17 protein-coding genes are annotated in these 23,719 nt (G+C 40.8%); 16 read left to right on the top strand and 1 reads right to left on the bottom strand.

The genetic code is table 11. The features are described from left to right. The first annotated feature begins 96 nt into the window (after nt 1–96). The 15 genes from cas3 (at nt 97) to DWZ38_RS10250 (ending at nt 21,289) form a co-directional block, all read left to right on the top strand. Nucleotides 97–2,265: a CRISPR-associated helicase Cas3' gene (cas3, locus tag DWZ38_RS10180; protein ID WP_347519404.1), complete on the top strand. Its 2,169-nt coding sequence runs from the start codon at nt 97–99 to the stop codon at nt 2,263–2,265. A gap of 254 nt (nt 2,266–2,519) precedes the next feature. Further along, a complete protein-coding gene (locus DWZ38_RS10185; RefSeq protein WP_117852399.1) occupies nt 2,520–2,987 on the top strand; it encodes a DUF3990 domain-containing protein in 468 nt (155 codons plus the stop codon). Then, nucleotides 2,971–3,411: a hypothetical protein gene (locus DWZ38_RS10190; protein WP_117852401.1), complete on the top strand. Its 441-nt coding sequence runs from the start codon at nt 2,971–2,973 to the stop codon at nt 3,409–3,411. Before DWZ38_RS10185 ends, DWZ38_RS10190 begins: the two co-directional genes overlap by 17 nt. A gap of 1 nt (nt 3,412) precedes the next feature. Next, entirely contained in the window at nt 3,413–4,075 is a 663-nt protein-coding gene (gene cas5c, locus DWZ38_RS10195) for a type I-C CRISPR-associated protein Cas5c (RefSeq protein WP_021926689.1), read from the top strand. Next, complete coding sequence (cas8c, locus tag DWZ38_RS10200) at nt 4,072–5,820, top strand: type I-C CRISPR-associated protein Cas8c/Csd1 (protein ID WP_117852404.1); 1,749 nt, start codon at nt 4,072–4,074, stop codon at nt 5,818–5,820. Before cas5c ends, cas8c begins: the two co-directional genes overlap by 4 nt. Further along, nucleotides 5,821–6,732 carry a type I-C CRISPR-associated protein Cas7/Csd2 gene (cas7c, locus tag DWZ38_RS10205; RefSeq protein WP_117852406.1) on the top strand — a complete coding sequence of 304 codons (912 nt, stop codon included), beginning with the start codon at nt 5,821–5,823 and terminating at the stop codon, nt 6,730–6,732. Further along, on the top strand, nt 6,732–7,397 hold the full coding sequence (gene cas4, locus DWZ38_RS10210; protein WP_117852409.1) for a CRISPR-associated protein Cas4: 666 nt from the start codon (nt 6,732–6,734) through the stop codon (nt 7,395–7,397). Before cas7c ends, cas4 begins: the two co-directional genes overlap by 1 nt. Continuing rightward, complete coding sequence (cas1c, locus tag DWZ38_RS10215; RefSeq protein ID WP_117852412.1) at nt 7,394–8,425, top strand: type I-C CRISPR-associated endonuclease Cas1c; 1,032 nt, start codon at nt 7,394–7,396, stop codon at nt 8,423–8,425. Before cas4 ends, cas1c begins: the two co-directional genes overlap by 4 nt. A gap of 11 nt (nt 8,426–8,436) precedes the next feature. Further along, complete coding sequence (gene cas2, locus DWZ38_RS10220; protein WP_117852415.1) at nt 8,437–8,727, top strand: CRISPR-associated endonuclease Cas2; 291 nt, start codon at nt 8,437–8,439, stop codon at nt 8,725–8,727. 936 nt (nt 8,728–9,663) lie between these two features. Further along, complete coding sequence (locus tag DWZ38_RS10225) at nt 9,664–10,401, top strand: transporter substrate-binding domain-containing protein (protein ID WP_243000229.1); 738 nt, start codon at nt 9,664–9,666, stop codon at nt 10,399–10,401. Then, nucleotides 10,398–12,974, top strand: coding sequence for an ATP-binding protein (locus tag DWZ38_RS10230; RefSeq protein WP_117852417.1), 2,577 nt, complete (start codon nt 10,398–10,400; stop codon nt 12,972–12,974). The genes DWZ38_RS10225 and DWZ38_RS10230 overlap by 4 nt, the downstream gene beginning before the upstream one ends. 16 nt (nt 12,975–12,990) lie before the next feature. Then, complete coding sequence (locus tag DWZ38_RS10235) at nt 12,991–14,841, top strand: ABC transporter substrate-binding protein (protein ID WP_117852420.1); 1,851 nt, start codon at nt 12,991–12,993, stop codon at nt 14,839–14,841. Further along, on the top strand, nt 14,838–17,801 hold the full coding sequence (locus DWZ38_RS10240; RefSeq protein WP_117852422.1) for a response regulator: 2,964 nt from the start codon (nt 14,838–14,840) through the stop codon (nt 17,799–17,801). The genes DWZ38_RS10235 and DWZ38_RS10240 overlap by 4 nt, the downstream gene beginning before the upstream one ends. A 135-nt stretch (nt 17,802–17,936) precedes the next feature. After that, nucleotides 17,937–20,738, top strand: coding sequence for a transporter substrate-binding domain-containing protein (locus DWZ38_RS10245; RefSeq protein ID WP_243000230.1), 2,802 nt, complete (start codon nt 17,937–17,939; stop codon nt 20,736–20,738). Between the two features lie 26 nt (nt 20,739–20,764). Continuing rightward, nucleotides 20,765–21,289 carry a methylated-DNA--[protein]-cysteine S-methyltransferase gene (locus tag DWZ38_RS10250; protein ID WP_117852427.1) on the top strand — a complete coding sequence of 175 codons (525 nt, stop codon included), beginning with the start codon at nt 20,765–20,767 and terminating at the stop codon, nt 21,287–21,289. A gap of 30 nt (nt 21,290–21,319) precedes the next feature. Here the strand turns inward: DWZ38_RS10250 and DWZ38_RS10255 are convergent, their stop codons facing one another. Beyond that, complete coding sequence (locus DWZ38_RS10255; RefSeq protein WP_243000231.1) at nt 21,320–22,336, bottom strand: ROK family protein; 1,017 nt, start codon at nt 22,334–22,336, stop codon at nt 21,320–21,322. 372 nt (nt 22,337–22,708) lie between these two features. Between DWZ38_RS10255 and DWZ38_RS10260 the strand changes: the two genes are divergently transcribed. Beyond that, nucleotides 22,709–23,683 carry a hypothetical protein gene (locus tag DWZ38_RS10260; RefSeq protein ID WP_330608718.1) on the top strand — a complete coding sequence of 325 codons (975 nt, stop codon included), beginning with the start codon at nt 22,709–22,711 and terminating at the stop codon, nt 23,681–23,683. The last annotated feature ends 36 nt before the right edge of the window (nt 23,684–23,719 follow it).

Here is a 23,719-nt window from a genome sequence, read left to right on the forward strand (position 1 = left end):
GAAGGAAAATTATTGGATTAAAAATAATTTTACTGACTGTAATTGCAATACCGGCAGGAATTGCGGTACTGGCAAAGGCAGAAGAAATTGTCCCGGATGAAACGAGGTGTTGTTACCATGGAGTATATAGCGCATAAAGATAATGAAAGAGTACAGACAGTAAAAGAACACTTATATGGTACAGCTGAATTAGCAGGATTTTTTGCGGAAAGATTTGGGAAGAAGGAATGGGGTTATTGTTGTGGAATGTTACATGACCTTGGGAAATATTCCAAAGAGTTTCAAAGAAAAATTCGAAATGATACAGGTGAAAGAGTAGATCATTCAACTGCAGGTGCGAAAGTCTGCAATGAAAAAGGCGGTTACTATTCTATTTTAAGTTACTGTATTGCCGGACATCATGCCGGACTTCCAGACTATGGAAACACTGCAATAGGCAATAGCTTATGTGGAAGATATAATAAAAAAATCTGTGATTTTAAAAATTATGAAAAGGAAATAGAAATTCCACAGCTTCATACGGATCCAATTGTGTTTGATCCAACAAAGAATCTGGATTTTTCATTAAGTGTTTTTGTAAGGATGTTATATTCATGTTTAGTAGATGCCGATTTTTTGGATACGGAAGCTTTTATGAAAAATGAAAATACTGGCCGTGTTGCGGGAGAAACAATGCAGATTCTGGAGGAAAAATTAGAACAATATATTGAGCCTTGGTTAAGCAATGCTGAACTGGAAAGTATCAATGGAAGAAGAACAGAGATTTTAGCTCACTGTATGGAAATGGGGAAGCGAGAAAAGGGAATTTATCGCCTGACAGTTCCAACCGGAGGAGGGAAGACGATTGCTTCTCTGGCCTTTGCATTAAGACATGCAGTGAAGCATCAGATGGATCGGATTATTTATGTGATTCCTTATACGAGTATAATTGAACAGAATGCCCAGGTGTTTCGGGAAATTCTTGGTGCAGAAAATGTATTGGAAAATCATTGCAATGTAGAATATAAAGATTCAGAAGAATTTTATCCAATGCAGCTTGCAAGTGAAAATTGGGATAAACCTGTAGTTGTGACAACAAATGTGCAGTTCTTTGAATCTTTATTTGGAAACAAATCATCAAAATGCAGGAAAATCCATAACATTGCAAACAGTGTTGTAATTTTTGATGAAGCACAAATGCTGCCGATGGATTATTTAAAACCTTGTATTTCTGTTTTACAGGAATTAGTCGATAATTATGCCTCAAGTATTGTTTTGTGTACTGCAACACAGCCTGCGCTTGAAATGTTTTTCTCATCCAAAGATAAAATGATAGAATTATGTCCATGTGTGGAAGAACAATTTCGTTTCTTTGAGCGAGTTACTTATGAAAAAATAGGAAAAATTTCTCAAGACGAACTGATCATGCGAATGCAGGGAGATCAAAGTATACTTTGCATTGTGAATACGAAAAAAGCCGCACAGGAGCTGTACAAAAAGCTGCGGGAAGAAAGAAAAAATATATATCATTTATCCACAAACATGTATCCAAAACATAGAAAAAGAGTATTGAAATTAATTCGGGAGCGACTGGATAATAATGAAAAATGTATTGTTGTTTCAACCAGTCTGGTAGAAGCTGGTGTAGACTTGGATTTTGACATTGTTTACAGGCAGATTGCAGGATTGGATTCTCTGATTCAGGCAGCCGGAAGGTGCAACAGGAATGGAAAGAAGGACTTAGCGAAAAGTAAAGTTTATATTTTTGATTTCATTGACGAAAAGAAAGTGACAAATCAAAAATTGCAGATTGAAACAGCAGCATCTGTTATACAAGACTATGAAAAAGTAGATGACTTGACAGGGATTTCTGATTATTTTAAACGTCTTTATCATTATCGCGGAACCAGCCTGGATAAGAAAAACATCATGGGCGAATTTAAACAGATGCGGTTTAATTTTTCAAAAGTAGCAAAAGAGTTTAAGCTTATTGAAGAAAACACAAAGATGATTTATATCAACAAAGAATTAAAAGCAGAAGAATTATTGAACGAATTGAAAACAAAGGGAGCATCGAAAGAAAGACTTCGAGAAGCCGGTCAATATTGTGTTCAGATTTATGGAGATGAAAGGAACGAAAACAGTTTATTTGATAAGCTGTACAGTAACGGAATGCTTCGGCCAATCTCAGAAGATATGCAGGATTTTTATGAACTGGTGTCGCAAAAACAGTATTCTGATGAGTGGGGATTGGATTTTTCAGTGGATGATGTGTTGATGATGTAATATTAAATGGGGTGTATGAAAAAAATTCATACACCCTGTTTGCTTTAAAAAAAATATTAATATTTCAATCCACTGGTTCCCCAGACAAGCTTAAGTATACATGAATTAATTTGTTTTTACAATTGTATTTTTTATATCTTCATTAAAATTTTATATAACAAACACGAAAAGCATTGATTAATATGTAGAAGTGTAGTATAGTGAGATTAAGAAATAGCAGTGAACCGTAGAAGCGATTAATAAGGAGACATTGTATGGTTTTATATCATGGAGGCAATGACGTTGTAGAATTTCCGGAAATCAGAAAAGCACTGTATCATAAAGATTTTTATTTTGGCGTTTATTGTACAAAACTTCCGGAACAGGCAAAACGGTGGGCAACACGTTATGGAACATCAGGAGTATTGAATTGCTATGAATATACACCTGATAATAAGTTGAAGTATCTGGTTTTTGACGAAATGACAGAGGAGTGGCTTGATTTTATCGTGCATTGCAGAAGTGGAAAATCACATACTTACGACATTGTGGAAGGACCTATGGCAGATGACACTATTTATAATTATATCCAGAATTATATAGATGGAAAAATTTCAAGAGCAGCTTTCTGGGAATTGGCAAAATTCAGTCATCCGACACATCAGATCAGTTTTCATACGATCTCTGCATTAGATACGCTAAAGTATGTGGGAAGTGAGGAAGTATATGGGAACAAAAAATAATAATAGACTGTTTTATACATGTAGTCTGATTGAATATATTGGTCGTCAACAAAAAAGAAGTAGAAAAGAGGTGACAGATTTTCTTGGAAAAGAAAGAATTGCCAGGATTTATGAATATGCAGATGTTTTTCACTGTGAACCTATAGAAAAAGTTGCATATGAGTTTTCGGAAGAATGCAAAATAGAAGAGGGGAATTTTGACAATGTATCTGAATGCCATTATAAAATCCCGGATTATTGGGATATTGGTGAAGTATATGAACGGTTAATCGAAGACAGCTATTCAGATGATGAGATTTTAGAAGGACTGTGGGAGGTATATCACTCCTGGATCGATCAATGTATATCGAATTTCAATACAGATTTTTATTATCAGCCAAGGGATTATATAGCAGTTTGTTATAAGAAAGGAGAGGTATTATAAGATGGGGATTGGCGTAAAAGTAAAGGTATGGGGGGATTATGCCTTGTTTTCACGTCCCGAGCTTAAAGTGGAACGATGCTCTTATGATGTCATGACGCCGTCCGCAGCAAGAGGAATTCTGGAAGCAATTTACTGGCACCCCGGAATGCGTTGGATTATCGATAAGATTTATGTGAAAAATCCGATTCGTTTTACAAGTGTTCGAAGAAATGAAGTAAAGAGCAAAGTTTCCAGGAGCAATGCTTTACAGGCATATAACGGAGATGAGAGACCATTTTATATAAGCACAAAGGAAGACATTGTTCAGAGAGCATCTTTGATTTTATGTGATGTATGTTATGTGATAGAAGCCCATTTTGAATTGACCAATAAGGCAAATGAATCTGATAACGCAGGAAAATTTAAGGATATCATAATGCGAAGACTAAAACGGGGTGAATGCTATCACATGCCATATTTTGGATGCAGAGAGTTCCCGGCACAGTTTTGCTTATGTGAGGAAAATGACATAACGACTATATATAGTGAAGTACCAGAGAAGGATTTGGGATTCATGTTATATGATATGGACTATAGTAATCTGGAGAATATTCAACCCATGTTTTTTAGAGCAGTTATGAAGAAAGGGGTATTAGATCTTACAGATTGTGAGGTGTTTCGATGATTCTACAGGCTTTGGAAGAGTATTATGAAAATCTTCTCCAGCAAGGAAAAGTGGCAAAAGCAGGATGGTGTCAGGCTAAAGTGTCACACGTAATTGAATTGAATGAGGACGGAACAATAAAAGGAATAGTCTCTTTGAAACAAGAAGAGGAAAGAGGGAAAAAGAAAGTCTTAATTGCTCCAATGCTTTTCGTTCCTGAGATGGTTATAAGATCTTCTGGAATCTCTGCAAATTTCTTGTGTGATAATGCGAAATATCTGCTTGGAATAGATGAAGATGGAACAAAATCAAGAATAATGGATTGCTTTTTGGCAGCAAAGGATAAGCATCTATCAATTTTAGGTAAAGGAAAAGGTGCAATGGCAAAAGCTATCTGTGCTTATTTTAGAAACTGGAATCCGAAAACTGCAAAAGAGAATCCGATTTTAAGAGAATATTGGGAAGAGTTGAATGAGGGTGGGAACATTATTTTTGGCATGAGAGCTTTGGAGGCGCAAGAAGACGATGAAATAAAAGCTTTATGGGAAGAAGCGAGAAATGCAGAAAGCAACGATCAGCAAGGAATCTGTCTGGTAACCGGACAGAGAACGGATATTTCACGTATTCATAAAGGGATAAAAGGGGTTCCGGGAGCACAGTCAAGTGGAGCTGCACTGGTTTCATTTAATGCACCGGCTTTCGAATCTTATGGCAAAGAACAAAGTTATAATGCACCGGTTGGTAAATATGCAGAGTTTGCATATACAACAGCACTCAACTATTTACTCAATCAAAGAGAATACTGTTTTCCGTTAGGCGATTCAATGATTGTATTCTGGGCAGAATCCGGAAAAGAAGAATATCAGAAAACTTTTATGTCATGGATGAATCCGCAAGTGGATAATCAAGAGGAAATGAAAAAACTGTTCGGAAATCTGCAAAGAGGTATAAGGGTAGATGTGCAAGATATCCAGTTAAACATGGAGCAAAAATTCTATATTCTTTGTCTGGCACCAAATGTAGCAAGGCTTTCTGTGCGCTTTTTTTATCAAAATTCATTTGGTAATATTATGGAGAATTTGTCCAAGCATTATCAGAGAATGGAGATTGTAAAACCTGCCTGGGTGGAATTGGACTATTTAGGTATTCAAAAAATGTTATTTGAAACGGTCAATCAAAAGTCAAAAGATAAAACTCCGATTCCCAGTATGGCGGCAATGGTGTTAAATGCAGTTCTTCAGAATAATAGATATCCGGCAACCTTGTATACTGATACATTGATTCGAATCCGTTCAGAACAGGGGAACATTACATGTGGAAGAGCGGCGATTATAAAAGCAGTTTTAATGAAGAATTACAATTGGAAGGAAGGCGAAAAATTCATGGGATTGAACGAGGATTGCAAAGAGACAGCTTATGTTCTTGGAAGATTGTTCGCGGTATTGGAATTTATTCAAAGAGAGGCGAATCCAGGAATTAATGCTACCATCAGAGATCGGTACTTTAATTCTGCCTGTGCAACACCGGCATCTGTATTCCCTATATTAATCAAATTAAAAAACAGTCATATGAAAAAAATAGAAAGGGAATCAGCAGGAACGAAGGTGTATTATGAAAAGCTGTTAACTGAACTTATAGGTAAAATAGAATTGTCTGAGAAAATGCAGGGATTTCCAAGTCGTCTTTCACTGGAAGAACAGGGGAAATTTATGCTGGGGTATTATCATCAGGTGCAGAAAAGGTACGAGAAGAAGGAGGAGAAGTAAATGAGCGAAGTAATAAAAAACAGGTATGAGTTTGTAGTATTATTTGATGTGGAAAACGGAAATCCAAATGGAGATCCTGATGCAGGGAATATGCCAAGAATTGATCCGGAAAGTGGTTTGGGTCTTGTTACGGATGTTTGTATTAAGCGAAAAATCCGTAATTATATTGAAACAGTCAAAGAAGAGGAGAAAGGGTATAAAATTTATATCAAAGAAGATGCGCCGCTTAACAGAAGTGATCGGGAAGCCTGTAAAGAACTTGGGGTGGAAGAGAGCGACGATAAAAAGGTAACAGAAGCACTCAAAAAACTTAAGAAAAATGATCCAAATGTAGATCTTAAGTTAAGAGATTACATGTGCGAGAATTTTTATGATATTCGTACATTTGGTGCTGTTATGACAACATTTGTCAAAGCTGCTTTGAATTGTGGACAAGTAAGAGGACCTGTGCAGATTGGTTTTGCCAGAAGTATTGATCCGATCATCAGTCAGGAAGTGACTATTACAAGAGTGGCGATTACAACAGAGAAAGATGCTGAAAATAAGAGCACAGAGATGGGAAGAAAATGTATAGTTCCATATGGACTATATCGAGTAGAAGGATATATTTCTGCAAATCTGGCGAGAAAGGTAACAGGATTTTCAGAGGATGATCTGGAGCTTTTATGGGATGCTATTATTAATATGTTTGAAAATGATCATTCAGCTGCAAGGGGAAAAATGGCAGTACGAGAACTGATTGTATTTAAACACAGTAAAGAATTAGGAGACTGTCCGGCATATAAGCTGTTTGATGCAGTGGAAGTATCAAAAAAGGAGGATGTGGAGTATCCGAGAAAATACCAGGATTATAAAGTGTGTGTTCATGAAGAAACGATTCCGGATTCAGTTGAAGTGAAAAGGATGATTTGATGGAATATAAAGAAGATGACTATTTGATGTTGTCGGGAATACAACATTTTAAATTTTGCCGGAGGCAGTGGGCATTAATTCATATCGAACAACAATGGGCTGAAAATGTTCATACAGTTATTGGTGAGTTGATGCATAAAAAAGTGCATGATCCGATGAGTAAAGAAAAACGAAAAGATACCATTATTGTAAGAGCTCTTCCAATAGCATCCAGAAAAATGGGCATTTCAGGAGAGTGTGATGTTGTAGAATTTCATAAGTGTGAGGATGGTATTTCGTTATTTGGACATCGAGGATTATATTCAGTATTTCCAGTAGAGTATAAAAAAGGAAAACCCAAAATTACAGAAGAGGACAAACTACAACTTACAGCGCAGGCAATGTGTTTGGAAGAAATGTTTTCGACTGAAATATCAGAAGGGGCAATTTTCTACGGGGAGACAAGAAGACGAGAAAATGTATTGTTTTCAAAAGAACTAAGAGATGAAGTAAAAGAGTTATTTGATGAAATGCATCAGTATTATAGCAGAGGCTATACGCCGAAGGTGAAAACAGGCAAATCATGCAATAGTTGTTCATTAAAAGAAATATGTCTCCCTAAGTTAGAAAAGACGATTTCAGTGACCGCTTATATAACGCAGTCATTAAGGGAGGATGCAAGGTGAAAAAATTATTAAATACTTTATATGTGACATCTGAAAATAGTTATTTGGGATTGGAAGGAGAAACGATTGTAGTATATGACAATCAAACAGAGATTGGGCGGTTGCCATTACATAATTTGGAAGGTATCGTATCATTTGGATATCGGGGAACAAGTCCGGCACTGATGGGTGCTTGCGCAGAACGGAATATTTCTATATGTTATCTAAGCCCACAAGGAAAGTTTCTGGCAAGGGTATCTGGAAAAACAAGAGGAAATGTTCTTCTGCGTGAACAACAATATAAGAGTTGTAAGGATGAAGATATAAGCTTGAAAATTGCAAAAAACTGTATTCTGGGTAAAGTATACAATGCAAGATGGATTTTAGAAAGATCCTTACGCGACCATGAAATGCAAATTGATTCAGAACGCGTAAAAAAAGCGTCTTTGCAGCTAAAGGATGCGTTGGAATTAATACAGAATGCAGAGTCAAAAGAGCAGTTACGAGGGTATGAAGGTGAGGCAGCCAGCATTTATTTTGGTGTTTTTAATGAATTGATATTGCAACAGAAAAAAGATTTTACTTTTAGTGGCCGTAATAAAAGACCGCCATTAGATAATGTAAATGCGATGCTTTCGTTTGTTTATACCTTATTAACAAATCAAATTGCTTCAGCACTGGAAACTGTTGGTCTGGATCCATATGTTGGATATCTTCATACAGACCGACCGGGCAGAGTGTCACTGGCTCTTGATTTGATAGAAGAATTTCGAGCCGTTTATGCAGATCGCTTTGTATTATCCTTGATTAATAAGAAGATTGTAAATGGCAAAAATTTTTCACGAAAAGAAAATGGAGCAGTTTTGATGGATGATGATTTGCGCAAAAAGGTATTAGTAGAATGGCAAAATAAAAAGAAAGAGGTTATTACACATCCATTTTTAAAAGAAAAAGTTGAATGGGGAATGCTGCCATATGTACAAGCTATGCTGCTTGCCAGATATTTGCGCGGTGATTTAGACGGATATCCGGTATTCCTTTGGAAATGAGGTAAATTGCTATGCTCGTACTTATCACATATGATGTTAATACAGAAACTGTATCAGGAAAAAAACGGTTAAGAAAAGTGGCGAAACAATGTGAAAACTATGGCAGACGTGTTCAGAATTCGGTGTTTGAATGTATTTTAGACCAAGCGCAAAGTGTAGTGTTAAAACAAAGTTTAATTGATATTATTGATGAGAATGTAGATAGTTTACGCTTTTATTATTTAGACAATAAATACCAGACAAAAGTAGAACATGTTGGAGTTGAACATGGAATTGCGGTAGATCAGCCACTGATTCTATAAATTACTGGTGCGAATGTGAAGTGCACATAAATTTATAAGGTGATTCGCACCAGAAAAATAACTTAAAACTTTAGCTTTAAGTTTATTAATATATTATGCATTAATGGTTAAAGAATTAATTTGAGTAGTATTTGTCAATGTTTCACAATATAAATTTGAGGATTTGTGAAATATTGCTGTCGCTCCCTTCGCGGGAGCGTGGATTGAAATGATGAAGAATAATTTTGAATTCGGGCTTTTTATGGTCGCTCCCTTCGTGGGAGTGCGGATTGAAATCAGTGGAACGGAAGTAACGGAGATGTCATGCTCGGTCGCTCCCTTCATGGGAGCGTGAATTGAAATATGGGTTTCACAGGCAGAGTTTGCCAGATCCAGAATTGTATTTGATTTTGAAGATTCTTCTGCCCAGGCAGAGGCAGCAAAAAAAATGGAAAAATATGTACAGGATAACAGTTTCAAAGGAATATCCCAAACAACCAATATATTGGAGACCAGATATATACCGACACACTAGTTTCAGAAGAACCAGCCGATGGCCGCATTTAGTATATGCAGACGAAAAGTAAAGAACTTTTGGGTTTGAACTTCAAATTTTTAAGTGACAAACATAACTGCCTGTGATATTATAAAAACGATATAGACGAAAATGATCAGGAAACAGTCATGCCAATACTGCGTGGGCTTTGGAAGCAGGAGAACAGTTCGAAAATATATCGACTGTTCTCTTTTTGCTTTTTAAACATTAACACGGTAAAGCTTTGCCTTCGCATAGTGAGACGGCGAAACACCGAAACGCAGACTACTGAACAGTGATAAAATGGAAAGGAACTGGATATGAGAAAAAATCGAAAGAGCAGCTCCCATACCCATGGAAATAGAATTTATATTATGGCATTTCTTCTGGCTGGCAGTTTTATACTGGGAGGATGCAGAATAATGAAAGAAAAAGCAGCAGAAAGTAAACAGCCGGAAATTGTTATCGGAATAGATTACTTCGAACCTTACAGCTATCAGACAAGCGACGGCGAATACAAAGGTGTTGATGTGGAGCTTGCCAGGGAAGCCTTTCAGAGGCTGGGATATCAGCCCAGATTTGAGAATATAGTCTGGGAGGACAAGGATGAGCTGCTGGCTGATGGGACAATAGACTGTCTGTGGAGCAGCTATTCCATGAACGGAAGAGAAGACAAATATCAGTGGGCAGGACCCTATCTGTACAGCCGTCAGATGGTGGTTGTAAGAGCCGAGAGTGAAATCCAGACGCTTCAGGAGCTGAAAGGGAAGAGGATTGCAGTGCAGGCTACTACAAAAGCAGAGGATCTTTTTCTTCATAAGATTGAATCCGATCTTCCGCAGATGGAGCAGGTAAACTGCTTTTCTACCACAAATGAGCTTTATGCCGCACTTAGGAAAGATTATGCAGATGCAATTGCGGGACATGAGGCGATGCTTGGCAGCCTGGTGCAGGATGGTGAGGGGGCTTACCGTATGCTAAAGGAGAGTCCTTATAAATCAGAGCTTGGCGTTGCTTTTAAAAAAGGAACCCACAAGGAAGCAGCAGCTGATCTTACAGAAACCCTCAAAGAGATGCAGGATGAGGGCATTACAGAAGAAATAGTTTCAAAATACGGATTGGATGCGGATGAGATTCTGCCTGAAGGGGAAAGTAAATGAGCAGAAAGATAAGAAAGCAGATGCAGAAAAAGAGGTTTGATAAAAATGCATGTCTACTGGTGCTTATCCTGATTTTTTTCGGAATCCTGACCTTTCTTCTGCTGACAGCAAGTGATAATAATAAACTGAATAATACACTAAATGAGACATTTGATTTTGTAAAAACCCGGATTGAAAGGTATGAGATTTATAATACTAATGACCAGGTAAAGAGTCTGGTACGTCTTATGGACAAAACAACAGAATTAAGCCGGGTCATAGCACAGGAAGGCAATCTCAGCGAGGAGATGCTGGATGAATATGCAAGGGAACAGCGTCTGACAGGAATCCTTGTACTGGATCAGGACCAGAAGGTGGCAGAACAGACAGCGAAGGATGGAGATGCCATGCCGCTGTGGCAGAAGCTGATCGAATGTGATTATGTACATGATATTGCTGATCATCCGGAAAAGACCTATACAACCCGTCTGAGAAATGAAGGAAAGCTTTACGATTTTGCGGCAGTGGCAAGGCAGGACGCAGCAGGAATCCTGATCGCATATGCGCAGAAAGAGGAAGTAAATGAGCTTAACGGTGATCTGACCATGGCATCGTTGTTTTCCGATTTTCCCTTTGAGATGAATGGAAGTGTTGTAATCTGTGATGATAACAAGGTTGTCAGCACAAATAAACAGGAGCTTACTTCTCGCTCTATAGAAGCTGCGAAGAGTCTGCATAAAAACCAATTTAAAGCAGATGTGAATAGAATTGTCCGCCTTCATTCAAAAAACGGGATCTGGTATGGGCGTCAGGAGAAGATAAAGGACTACGATGCATATATCTTTTTCCCGAAGTATCAGGTGTACATCACACGGAATACGGTATGTATGATTTATGTGCTGCTTGCACTGCTTCTTTTTTCACTTTACCGGGTGAGCAGGAGCAGAACAGAAAAGAGAAGTATCCTTCAGGATCAGAAAAGACTTCGCGTGATCGATGCACTTGGTCATGCATATTCCTCGATTTCTCTTGTGAATATAAAGACAGAGGAAATCGAGATCGTAAAAGCTTCAAAGAGCATGAAGCCGGACCAGAAAGGGGATATGCTTTCCAAAGCACACCAGGAAGAGCTTATAAGGCAGGTTATTGCAGAGCCATTTCAGAAGGCATATCGGGAATTTATCAGTATGAGTACTGTGGCAAAGCGTCTGGAGAAACGTGAGATGCTGAGCTTTACAGCTCAGACAGTGGATGAAAGATGGCTGACCATGATCATTGTGCCGCAGGGATATGATAAAAACGGGAAACTATGTACCGTTCTGGTTGCAAACCGTGATGCCACAGAGGAAAAAGAGCGTGAGATAGAGCAGGATAAGAACCTGAGAAATGCACTTGCAGCTGCGGAGCATGCGAACAAGGCGAAAACAGTGTTTCTGAATAATATGTCCCATGATATCCGCACACCCATGAATGCGATCATCGGATTCACAGCACTTGCGACAGCACATATTGATAATACAGAGCTTGTTCTGGATTATCTGAAAAAGATCCATACATCTGGCCAGCATCTGCTCAGTCTGATCAATGATGTGCTGGATATGAGCAGAATTGAGAGTGGCTCTGTTGAAATTGAATATGCAGCGGTACACCTGCCGGATATTCTGAATGACCTGAAAACGATCATCCATGGCTCTTCATATTCCAGGCAGCAGAAGCTTACGATTGATACACAGGATATACTCCATGAAGATATTATTACCGACAAGCTGCGTCTGACACAGGTGCTTCTGAATATAAGCAGCAATGCGGTAAAGTTTACACCGGTCGGTGGCAGGATCAGCATTTGTGTTTCAGAGAAACCATGCAACAAAGATGGATTTACAACCGTGATCTTCAGGGTGAAGGATAACGGAAGCGGAATGTCACCGGAGTTCCGAAAGCATGTGTTTGATTCTTTCTCAAGAGAGCATACCGTCACAGAGAATGGAATCGGAGGAACCGGTCTTGGAATGGCAATCGCCAAAAATATTGTGGATATGATGGGCGGTACGATCCAGGTCGAAAGTGAAGTAGGAAAAGGAACGGAATTTATAGTTGCCCTTGAATGCGAAATAGCAGGAGAGGCAGTGAAACAGGAACCGGTTCCGGAGCAGGAAGAACTAATCAAGTGCGAAAATCAGAAGCCTCATGCAGAAAGCAAGAGAAACTATAAAGGCAAAAAAGCTCTTCTTGTAGAGGATAATGAGCTGAACCGCGAGATTGCAACCGCGATCATAAAGGAAATTGGTCTGGATGTGGATATCGCAGAGGATGGCACGGATGCTGTGAATATGATGTCATCTGCAGAAGGCAGAAAATACGATCTGATTTTCATGGATATTCAGATGCCGAAGATGGATGGATATACTGCAACCAGGGAGATTCGTACGCTGGATGATCCAAAATGCGCAAATATACCGATCATTGCAATGACCGCAAATGCTTTTGAGGAAGACCGCAAAAAGGCAATCAAGGCAGGTATGAACGGCCATATTGCAAAACCAATCAGTGCAGATGCAATTCTGGAAAATCTGGATCAGATTTTCGGGAGATAAAAAGGGAGGATTCGTAATGCGAAAGAAAAAATGGAACAGAGTTTTGTCTGTACTTCTGGTGATGGTGACAGCCATATCACTTCTGTCAGGCTGCGGCGGAAAAAGTGCAGAAAAAGAAGATGCAGAAACTATCACGGTGTATTTATGGAGTACAAGCCTGTATGAAAAATATGCACCCTACATCCAGGAACAGCTTCCAGATATCAATGTTGAATTTGTAGTAGGTAATAATGATCTGGACTTTTATAAGTTTCTTGATGAAAACGGCGGATTGCCGGACATTATAACCTGCTGTCGTTTTTCCCTGCATGATGCAAGTCCCCTGAAGGGCAGTCTGATGGATCTTTCCACAACCAATGCGGCAGGGGCTGTCTATGATACATACCTCAGCAATTTTATGAATGAGGATGGCAGCATAAACTGGCTTCCTGTGTGCGCAGATGCCCATGGCTTTGTGGTGAACAGGGATCTTTTTGAAAAATATGATATTCCTCTTCCAACAGATTATGAGAGCTTTGTTTCTGCCTGCCAGTCATTTGAAGAGGTGGGAATCCGTGGGTTTACGGCAGACTATTATTATGATTACACCTGCATGGAAACACTGCAGGGCCTGTCTGCATCGGAGCTGTCTTCTAATGCCGGACGCAAGTGGCGTACCGCTTACAGTGATCCGGATAACACAAAGAGAGAAGGTCTGGATGATACAGTCTGGCCGGAGGCTTTTGAGCGCATGGAACAGTTTATCGAGGATACAGGTCTTGGCCAGGATGATCTGGATATGAATTATGATGATGTGATTGAGATGTTTCAAAGCGGTAAGCTTGCCATGTATTTTGGCAGCTCTGCCGGTGTAAAGATGTTCCAGGACCAGGGCATCAACACAACATTTCTTCCATTCTTTCAACAGAACGGTGAAAAGTGGCTGATGACCACGCCGTATTTCCAGGTGGCTTTAAACCGTGATCTGACACAGGATGAAGCTCGCAGGAAAAAGGCAATGAAGGTATTGAACACAATGCTTTCAGAGGATGCGCAGAACCAGATCATTTATGATGGGCAGGATCTGTTAAGCTATAGCCAGAATGTAAACATCCATCTTACGGAATATCTGAAGGATGTGAAGCCTGTGATCGAAGAAAACCATATGTATATCCGCATTGCGTCAAATGACTTTTTCTCTGTTTCCAAGGATGTAGTTTCCAGGATGATTTCAGGCGAATATGATGCCAAGCAGGCTTATCAGTCATTTAATTCTCAGCTTCTTGAGGAGGACGCTGCTTCTAAGGATATCGTGCTGGATTCACAAAAGTCTTATTCTAACCGCTTCCACAGCAGTGGAGGGAATGCTGCATACTCGGTTATGGCAAATACCCTGCGCGGCATTTACGGGACGGATGTGCTGATCGCAACAGGAAACAGCTTTACAGGAAACGTACTCAAGGCTGGCTATACAGAAAAAATGGCCAGAAGCATGATCATGCCAAACAGCCTTTTGGCATACAGCAGCAAGATGAGCGGAGCCAAACTAAAAGAAACGGTCAGAAATTTCATAGAAGGCTACCAGGGCGGATTCAATCCCTTTAACCGTGGCTCTCTGCCAGTGGTCAGCGGTATTTCTGCGGAGGTCATGGAAACAGATGATGGCTATACATTAAGCAAGGTTACAAAGGATGGAAAATCAATTCAGGATAATGATACTTTTACGGTAACCTGCCTTGCAATATCAAAGCATATGGAAGCATATCCGGCAGATGAAAATATGGTATTTGAGGGAGGGGACACCTTTGTGAAGGATACCTGGATAGAATATGTTTCAGATGAAAATGCTATTCTTGCAGAACCTGAAGACTACATTAATGTGAGATGAGAAGAATGAATACTAAGAAGCGTAAAACAAACAGAAAGAAAACTATTATAAAAAAACGATTCAGGCTGGCTGCTTTTATAGCTGCCTTTCTCGCAATCGCTTTGACTGTTTCCCAATATTTTAAGTTTGTGTCTGAAACAGTTTATGAGGAAAGTGTTTCTCATCTGACAGAGGTTTTTCATCAGTCTGACAATATGCTGCGGGAACTGGCAAATAAGAATCTGACATATCTTCATATGTGGGGGGAGTATCTGAAGGATACCTCCAGCGAAGATGAAATCCGTGATTATATAGAGAAAGCACAGGAGGATGCCGGATTTTTATATTTCTATTTTCTGTCAGCTGACGGTGATTATAAGATGGTATCAGGTGAAACCGGGTATCTTGGATTACAGGAAAACTTTGAAAATAAGATCCAGCAGGGAAATGACGTGATCACAAATGCAGTTGTTCCCGGAAAATCCCAGATGCTTGTTTTTGCCAGCCCAAAGGCTCATGGAACCTATCAGGATTTCGAATATGATGCCATTGCCATTGCTTATGAAAACGCAGATATTGTAAATGTACTGGATATTTCCGCTTTTAATGGAAATGCAAAGAGCTATGTTGTTCATCCGGACGGTCGTGTTGTGGTGGACCATTCCCTTGAGTCATGGGGAACTGCCTATAATTTCCTGGGTGTTCTAAGAGAGCATTCGGATATGTCCGAAAAAGAGATTCTTGAACTTTCAGAGAAGTTTAAGGAGGGACATACAGATGCGATGCTGGTAAATCTGGATGGAAGTAACTATTATCTGGTCTATGAAAAATCGGATATTCAGGACTGGGTATTTCTTGGACTTGTAAAGGCTGATATTGTCAATGCCAGTATGAACAGCCTGCAGCTTAGTACGCTTCTCCTTGTCGGCGCAGTCGTATTCTGCATTGCTGCCTTTCTTATCAGCCTTATTGTTCAAAAGGGCAGGATAAATCTTAAGAAAAAGGATACGGAGATCCTGTACAGGGATGAGCTGTTTCAGAAGCTGTCAATGAATGTGGATGACGTTTTCCTGATGCTGGATGCAAAAACATATAAGGCAGATTACGTCAGCCCGAATGTGGAAAAGCTGTTGGGTATTACTGCAGAACAGATCCGCAAGGATATTTGTATTCTGGGAAAACTCCATTCCGGGACATCTGAAGCTCCCGAGAAGAATTATCTGGAGAGAATCCAGGTTCATGAACAGCAGGAAGGGGATTTTGAATACGTTCATCAGAAAACAGGGGAACAGCGTTGGTTCCATAATGTTGCAATGTGCAGCGAGGTAAACGGAAAAAAGAAATATATCCTGGTTATGTCGGATCGTACCTCTGACAGGAAAATGAATCAGGCACTTTCTGAGGCAGTTCGCGCTGCAGAGACTGCAAGCCGGGCAAAGAGTACCTTCCTCTCCAACATGTCCCACGATATCCGGACCCCAATGAATGCGATTATTGGCTTTACCACCCTGGCTGTGAGCAACATTGACAATCAGAAAAGGGTACGGGATTATCTTGGAAAGATCCTTTCCTCCAGCAACCATCTGCTTTCACTGATCAATGATATTCTGGATATGAGCCGTATTGAGAGCGGAAGGATCCAGTTGGAAGAAACGGAGGTCAGCCTGTCGGATGTGCTTCATGATCTGAAGACGATTATCAGCGGGCAGATCCATGCGAAGCAGCTGGAGCTTTACATGGATGCCATGGATGTTACCAATGAGGATGTCTATTGTGATAAGACGCGGCTGAACCAGGTGCTTCTGAACCTTTTGTCCAATGCGGTTAAGTTTACTCCTGCAGGGGGAACCATTTCTGTCCGGCTGAAACAGTATCCGGGGACACGAAAAGGCAGTGAGCTGTATGAGATCCGGGTAAAGGATAACGGAATCGGTATGAGCCAGGAATTTGTACAGAAGATTTTTTCTCCTTTTGAGAGGGAGCGGACCTCCACTGTGAGCAGGACTCAGGGTACAGGACTTGGCATGGCCATTACCAAGAATATCGTGAATATGATGGGTGGTACCATTGAGGTTCAGACCGAACAGGGCAAAGGTACTGAATTTATTGTCTGTCTGCCATTCAGGATTCAGCCTGAGCACCACCATACAGAAAAAATCGCAGAGCTGGAAGGCCTTAAGGCTTTGGTTGTAGACGACGATTTCAATACCTGTGACAGTGTAACAAAGATGCTGGTAAAGGTTGGAATGCGTTCCGAATGGACACTTTCCGGCAAGGAGGCTGTTCTTCGTGCAAGGCAGTCTCTGGAACTGGGTGATGCATTCCATGCTTATATTATTGACTGGCGTCTGCCGGATATGAACGGAATTGAGGTCACACGCCAGATCCGCAGCCTTGGTGACGATACGCCGATCATCATCCTGACTGCTTATGACTGGTCCGATATCGAAGCAGAAGCCAGGGCAGCAGGGGTAACTGCATTTTGTGCGAAGCCTTTGTTTATGTCAGATATCAGAGAGACTTTAATGACTGCTATCGGTCGGATGCAGGCAGAGGCAGAAGAGGCAGTCCTTCCGGCAGCAGGCTCAGATTTCAGAGGCAGATGCATACTGCTTGTGGAAGACAACGAACTGAACAGCGAAATTGCGGTGGAAATCCTTAAAGAATATGGCTTTCTGGTTGATACCGCAGAAAATGGAGCAGAGGCGGTGGAGAAGGTTAAGAATTCAGCACCAGGGGATTATGATCTGGTGCTGATGGATGTGCAGATGCCGGTAATGAACGGATATGAAGCCACCAAGCAGATCCGTGCACTGGATGAGCCTGCACTGGCAAAAATCACAATCCTTGCCATGACGGCAAATGCCTTTGATGAGGACAGAAAAAGAGCTCTGGAATGTGGTATGAATGGATTTTTATCCAAGCCTATTGTTATAGAGGAATTGATCTGTGCATTACAAAATAATTTAAAGAATCTGTGACGGTTAATGATCCGATAAGCTATGGAGAAAAGAACAATGTATAAAAGCAGAAAAAAATCAGCCGCACTATGCGCGGGGATATTTCTGGCCTTGGGAATGTGGATGATATTGTCAGTATGTTGCCTGGCTGCTGAAATGAATCATGATGAAAAGCAGCCACAGATGGCAGGTCAGGAGGAAGTGGCGCAGCAGAAACTTATCCGCATGGGCTCCTTTGAGGATACCTTTGATTATGTGGATGAAAATGGTATCAGAAGAGGATTTGGCTACGAACTTATGCAGGCTCTGGCAGGCTATACCGGATGGAAGTTTGAGTATGTGAAATGTGACTGGTCCAACTGTTTTGATAAGCTTGAAAATGGTGAGATTGATGTGATGGGGGATATTTCTTACACCGATGAACGGGCACAAAGGATGCTCTTTTCAGAGGAGCCTATGGGTGAGGAAAAATATATCCTCTATGCGGATTTATCACACACGGATATTGAAACATCTGATTTCAAGTCTATGGACGGGAAACGGGTAGGTGTGCTCTTAGGTACAGAGCCTGAAATCATGCTGACAGAATGGGAAAATAAAAACGGCATACATACAGAGCATGTAAATGTGAATAATAATGAAGATGTAGAAAAGAAATTAGCGAATCATGAGATCGATTGCTTTGTATCGCTGGAGGAATCCATCTGGTCTGAACAGGGAATATCATCCGTTACCACGGTTGGTAAAGCAGGCATATATTTTGCAATAAATAAAGAGCGCAGCGATATCAAGGCCGAGCTTGATTTTGCTATGCTTCAGCTGAATCAAAACAGTCCTTTTTTTAAGGCTGATCTGTATAAGAAGTATTTTACCCTTGATTATAGTCAGAGCCTTACAGGGAAAGAAAAGTCATGGCTGGAAGAGCATGGTGACATTCGGATCGGCTTTTTGGACAATGCTCCGGCGGTTTTTTCCATGGATGAAGAGACCGGAAAGCTTACCGGTACGCTGGCGGAATATATTTCTTATGCCAAGGACTGTCTGGGAAATCAGACGTTAGAATTTAATATGCAGGCATACGATGATTATGACGAAATGCTCCAGTCGTTACAGGAGGGTGAAATTGACGCAATCTTTTATGTCAGCAGGAATCCTGATTTTGCAGAAAAAAAAGGCTATGCACTTACCAATACAGCCTGGACCTACAGCCTGATGGCAGTAACGGATGAGAAATACTTTAATGAGAATGAAGTGCATACAGTAGCTGTGCCAAAGGAAAAAGAAGCCTTAAAACAGCATATTATTTTCAGTTATCCCAATTGGAAGCTGGTTGAGTACGATTCGCTTGCCGATGCGGCAGATATGGTCACCCATGAAAAAGCAGACTGTTTTCTTCTGGGAACCAGTCAGGCACTGAAATACGATAACAATCGAGATTTCAAAAGTGTTCCCCTTACCAAAACAATGGAGGCATGCTTTGCAGTAAAAGGCGGAGAGGGCCCCCTTTTATCCATACTGAACAAAACCCTGAAGACTATGCCCTCTGACATGCTTACAAGTGCCCTTGCTATCTATGACAGTACAGCAGATAAGGTAACACTTTATGATTTTATAAAAGACAATATGCTTGCTGTTTTTGTCACTGCAGGATTATTTTCACTTAGCATAATCGGCATTATCCTCATGCTTTTAAGAAAGGCAAGGAAAGCAGAAGCAGTGGCAATGCTTGCGGCAAGTGATACACAAAAGCTTAATGACAAGCTGGAAATCGCTCTGAAAAAAGCAGAGGATGCCAGCCTTGCAAAGACCCGCTTTCTTCACAACATGTCCCATGACATCCGTACTCCTATGAATGCAATTCTGGGCTATACACAGCTTATGGAGGATGAACTGAAAGGAAAAGAGCTGCCTGAAACCTTAGATCATTTGAAGAAGCTGAAGCAATCCGGAAATCTTCTTCTGTCAATCCTGAACAATGTACTTGACATGGCCCGGATTGAGAGCGGCAAGATGGAGATTGATGAGAGCTATGGTCAGATTAAAGAGATCCAGCAGACTTTGCTGGAAATATTTGATGATGAAGCAAAGAAAAAGAATATTGCATTTCATTACACAGTGAATGTAGAGCATGAGCATGTGCTCACAGATATTACCAAGGTAAAAGCAATTTTTGCCAATATCCTGAGCAATGCCATAAAATATACCCCATCCGGTGGTTCTGTTACGGTAAACGTAGATGAATTGCCATGCGATGAGCCTGGGTACATGATTGCGAGGACCAGTGTGAGCGATACAGGAATCGGTATGAGTCAGGAGTATCTGACAAGGATTTTTGAGGCATTCACACGTGAGCAAAACACCACAAAAAGCAAAATCGCAGGAAGCGGACTTGGAATGTCAATCGTAAAAAAATATGTGGAGCTCCTCGGCGGAACGATAAATGTGGAAAGTGAGCCTGGAAAGGGCAGTATATTTACCGTTACACTAAAACACCGGATAGCAGATGAAGGCTATTATAAAAAAATGCACGTTGAAACTCCTGGAACAGGCAGTGAAATCCTTGCAGGAAAGAATATCCTTTTGGCAGAGGACAATGATTTGAATGCAGAGATTGCAGTGGCAATACTCGAGCGTTTCGGCCTTAAAGCAGAACGTGTGGAAGATGGCATTCAGTGTGTAAACAGGATAAAAAAGATGCCTGCGGGAACCTATGATATGATACTCATGGATATTCAGATGCCCAAAATGGACGGCTATCAGGCAACACAGGAAATCAGGCACCTGCCAGACCAGGATAAGGCCTGTATACCCATCGTCGCAATGACTGCGAATGTATTTGAAGAAGATAAAAGAGAGGCTGCTGCTGCCGGAATGAATGGCCATATAGCAAAGCCGATCCAGGCTGATGATCTGCTGCCCACATTGGTGGAAATCATAGGGCAGCAAGCTTACAAATAATATGTTTTCTGAAAGGAACAGGCAATATGGTATATACTTGCCGCTATAAATCGCCGCTTGGAGAGATTCTGCTGGCAGCAGACGAAATTGGACTGACCGGACTATGGTTCGAAGGAGAAAAATACTTTGCCGACAATCTGCCAGAGGAACACAAGTCTCAGGAAACGCAGGTTCTTTCCGAAACGAAACACTGGCTGGATATTTATTTTACTGGTAAAGAACCTGACTTTTTTCCGCCATTGCATCCGATGGGATCTATATTTCGACAGTCTGTATGGGATATCCTCCTGCAGATTCCCTACGGACAGACCACAACCTATGGAGAAATTGCGCACCGGCTTGCCAGAAAACAGGGACTTTCCAAAATGTCTGCACAGGCAGTTGGCGGTGCTGTCGGACATAATGAAATTTCGATTATCATTCCCTGCCACCGCGTAGTAGGCACAAATGGAAGCCTGACAGGGTATGCAGGAGGAGTTGCCAAAAAAATATGGCTGCTTGAACTGGAGCATACGGATATGAGCCATCTGTTTGTTCCGGGGAAAAGATGACCGGAAGCTATGGTCTATATGCAGCTTCGTTTAAATCGATTGAACAAATTCCTCCACATAATGCAGGGCAGCTCCGATTGCCGGTGTATACTGCCCATTAGTACCCACCAGTATCTGTGCTTTATCCAGCATGAATGGTGCAGCCCTGTGAAGACGCTCTGTCAGATAATCAATATCTTCCTCTGTAAAATAAGGTGCAAGATAGCCGCTGAGGATGATGGGTGCATCAACAATAAGGTTAAGATTCTTCGTGGCAAATGCCAGATGGTTTAAAAAATCTTTCCAGATCTGTATGATCTGGGGGGATTTTTTTTCGCGCAAAAGAGGGAAAAACTCTTTGATGGGCATACCTGCAGCCTGTTCCAGTGCATTGGCAGAACAGTAGGTTTCCAGACAGCCACGGCTGCCGCAATAACAAAGTGGCCCATCAGGATTGATACACATATGTTCAAAGGTTCCGCTGTGCATAGAGAGTCCCTGATGAATCTGATGATTCGTGATGATACCGCCGCCCAGATTTCGGTTCAGCAGGATGATAACAGCACTGTCAAGCACTGGATGCCTCCATAGCTCAAGGAACGCAGCCGATTTGGAATCATGCTCCAGATAACAGGGATAAGGAAGATATCTGGAAAAGTCATCCAGCTTCATGCCTGCATTATTCATGATATCTCCATATAGTACAGTAGTATGATCCGGAGAGGTGATGCCCTGTGTGGCAATGGAGATGCCAAGTACTTTGTCATTGTCATACTGGTGTGACAAAAGGAATTCCTTTATCGCGTCTGTAACCTGTTTATAGTAATCCGGTGTGTCAGAATAGGGATGCGAAATGGTATCTGTATAGAAAGCATTTCCATACAGATCTACAGCAGTAATATGAAACATTTCTTTTAAAATACCGACACCAATGGAAATTTTGAAATCTGACACAATCTGAATGGCGTTTGCTTTTCTTCCACCGGTGGATTCAAAAAAGCCATTTTTTTCTATAAGACCTTCCTGCTCCAGAAGGTTCAGATTCTGGCTGACAGTGGATAAACCCATCTGTAGCTCCTGAACGATCTGCAGCTTGGAGGTCGTTTTTTTCTGTAAATATATTGGTAAACCTTTGATTTATTTATTTTCTTGAGACTTATGTTGGTCAATCCCTTTTCGCTCATAATGTTCTCCTGATTATGTTGTAAGATAATGTTAAGTTCCAAACTTATTGTAGCATAGAACGAAAAAAAAGCAATACAAAGGAATCACATTGAAATGGTAAAAATAGACAAAAAAGTTCTTTGAAAATTATTATTTCTGTCAATAGATTTTTAAAAAAAAGATATATACTCAACTTACGATTGAGATATAAGCGTAAGTAAAAGACATAACAACAAATGAGAAGTATAGTAAGAAGACAAACTAGGAGGATATAACATGAAGTTATCAATGAATGGAATTAAGGAACAGGAAGCATGGAATAAGGCAGGAATCACCCTTCCGGGCTATGATGTGGCAGCAGTTTCTGAGAAAGCAAAGAAAGAACCAGGATGGGTTCATTTTGGTATCGGAAATATTTTCCGCATATTTATCGGCGGGATTGCAGATGGCCTTCTGGAGGATGGAATTCTGGATCGTGGTATTACCTGTGTGGAAACCTTTGATTATGATGTGGTAGATAAGATTTATGATCCCTATGACAATCTGGGATTAAGTGTAATCCTGCATGGCGATGGTACACGTGAATACAAAGTGATTGGAGCCTTAGCAGAAGCAGTGAAAGCACAGTCCTCTGATAAAGCACAGTGGAATCGGCTGAAGGAGATCTTTACCAGTAAATCCTTGCAGATGGTTTCTTTTACGATCACAGAGAAAGGATATGCATTGCAGAAAGCGGATGGAACATGGTTCCCGTTTGTTGAGGCAGATATCAAGAACGGACCGGATAAGGCGTGTGGTGCTATGGCAGTTCTGGTTGCAATGCTTTATGAAAGATATAAAGCTGGCAGATATCCGATTGCACTGGTTTCTATGGATAACTGTTCACAAAATGGCGCAAAGCTTAGAGAGTCCGTTCTGACAATGACAGAAGAGTGGAAGAAGGCAGGATTTGTTGATGAGGGATTTGTGAACTATGTAAGTGACGAGAAGGTAGTGGCTTTTCCATGGACAATGATCGACAAGATCACACCTCGTCCAAGTGAGCAGATTGCAGCAGACCTTGAAAATATGGGTGTTGAGAATATGCAGCCGGTGATCACAGGTAAGAAGACATATATTGCGCCATTTGTCAATGCCGAGAAACCGCAGTATCTGGTAATTGAGGACAGCTTTCCAAATGGCCGCCCGGCTCTGGAAAAAGGCTTTGGCGTATATATGGCAGACAGAAACACCGTGAATCTTCCAGACTGACAGCTATACCTCTTGGAATTGCAGGATGGCTCAGAT

The organism is Ruminococcus sp. AF31-8BH, assembly GCF_003460605.1.
In the GTDB taxonomy this organism is placed as follows: Bacteria; Bacillota; Clostridia; order Lachnospirales; family Lachnospiraceae; genus Blautia_A; species Blautia_A acetigignens.

Excerpts from the sequence above, each read along its gene's own strand:
- cas3 (WP_347519404.1), top strand. The coding sequence starts at position 97 with ATGAAACGAGGTGTTGTTACCATGGAGTATATAGCGCATAAAGATAAT.
- DWZ38_RS10185 (WP_117852399.1), top strand. The coding sequence starts at position 2,520 with ATGGTTTTATATCATGGAGGCAATGACGTTGTAGAATTTCCGGAAATC.
- DWZ38_RS10190 (WP_117852401.1), top strand. The coding sequence starts at position 2,971 with ATGGGAACAAAAAATAATAATAGACTGTTTTATACATGTAGTCTGATT.
- cas5c (WP_021926689.1), top strand. The coding sequence starts at position 3,413 with ATGGGGATTGGCGTAAAAGTAAAGGTATGGGGGGATTATGCCTTGTTT.
- cas8c (WP_117852404.1), top strand. The coding sequence starts at position 4,072 with ATGATTCTACAGGCTTTGGAAGAGTATTATGAAAATCTTCTCCAGCAA.
- cas7c (WP_117852406.1), top strand. The coding sequence starts at position 5,821 with ATGAGCGAAGTAATAAAAAACAGGTATGAGTTTGTAGTATTATTTGAT.
- cas4 (WP_117852409.1), top strand. The coding sequence starts at position 6,732 with ATGGAATATAAAGAAGATGACTATTTGATGTTGTCGGGAATACAACAT.
- cas2 (WP_117852415.1), top strand. The coding sequence starts at position 8,437 with ATGCTCGTACTTATCACATATGATGTTAATACAGAAACTGTATCAGGA.
- DWZ38_RS10225 (WP_243000229.1), top strand. The coding sequence starts at position 9,664 with ATGAAAGAAAAAGCAGCAGAAAGTAAACAGCCGGAAATTGTTATCGGA.
- DWZ38_RS10230 (WP_117852417.1), top strand. The coding sequence starts at position 10,398 with ATGAGCAGAAAGATAAGAAAGCAGATGCAGAAAAAGAGGTTTGATAAA.
- DWZ38_RS10235 (WP_117852420.1), top strand. The coding sequence starts at position 12,991 with ATGCGAAAGAAAAAATGGAACAGAGTTTTGTCTGTACTTCTGGTGATG.
- DWZ38_RS10240 (WP_117852422.1), top strand. The coding sequence starts at position 14,838 with ATGAGAAGAATGAATACTAAGAAGCGTAAAACAAACAGAAAGAAAACT.
- DWZ38_RS10245 (WP_243000230.1), top strand. The coding sequence starts at position 17,937 with ATGAATCATGATGAAAAGCAGCCACAGATGGCAGGTCAGGAGGAAGTG.
- DWZ38_RS10250 (WP_117852427.1), top strand. The coding sequence starts at position 20,765 with ATGGTATATACTTGCCGCTATAAATCGCCGCTTGGAGAGATTCTGCTG.
- DWZ38_RS10255 (WP_243000231.1), bottom strand. The coding sequence starts at position 22,336 with ATGGGTTTATCCACTGTCAGCCAGAATCTGAACCTTCTGGAGCAGGAA.
- DWZ38_RS10260 (WP_330608718.1), top strand. The coding sequence starts at position 22,709 with ATGAAGTTATCAATGAATGGAATTAAGGAACAGGAAGCATGGAATAAG.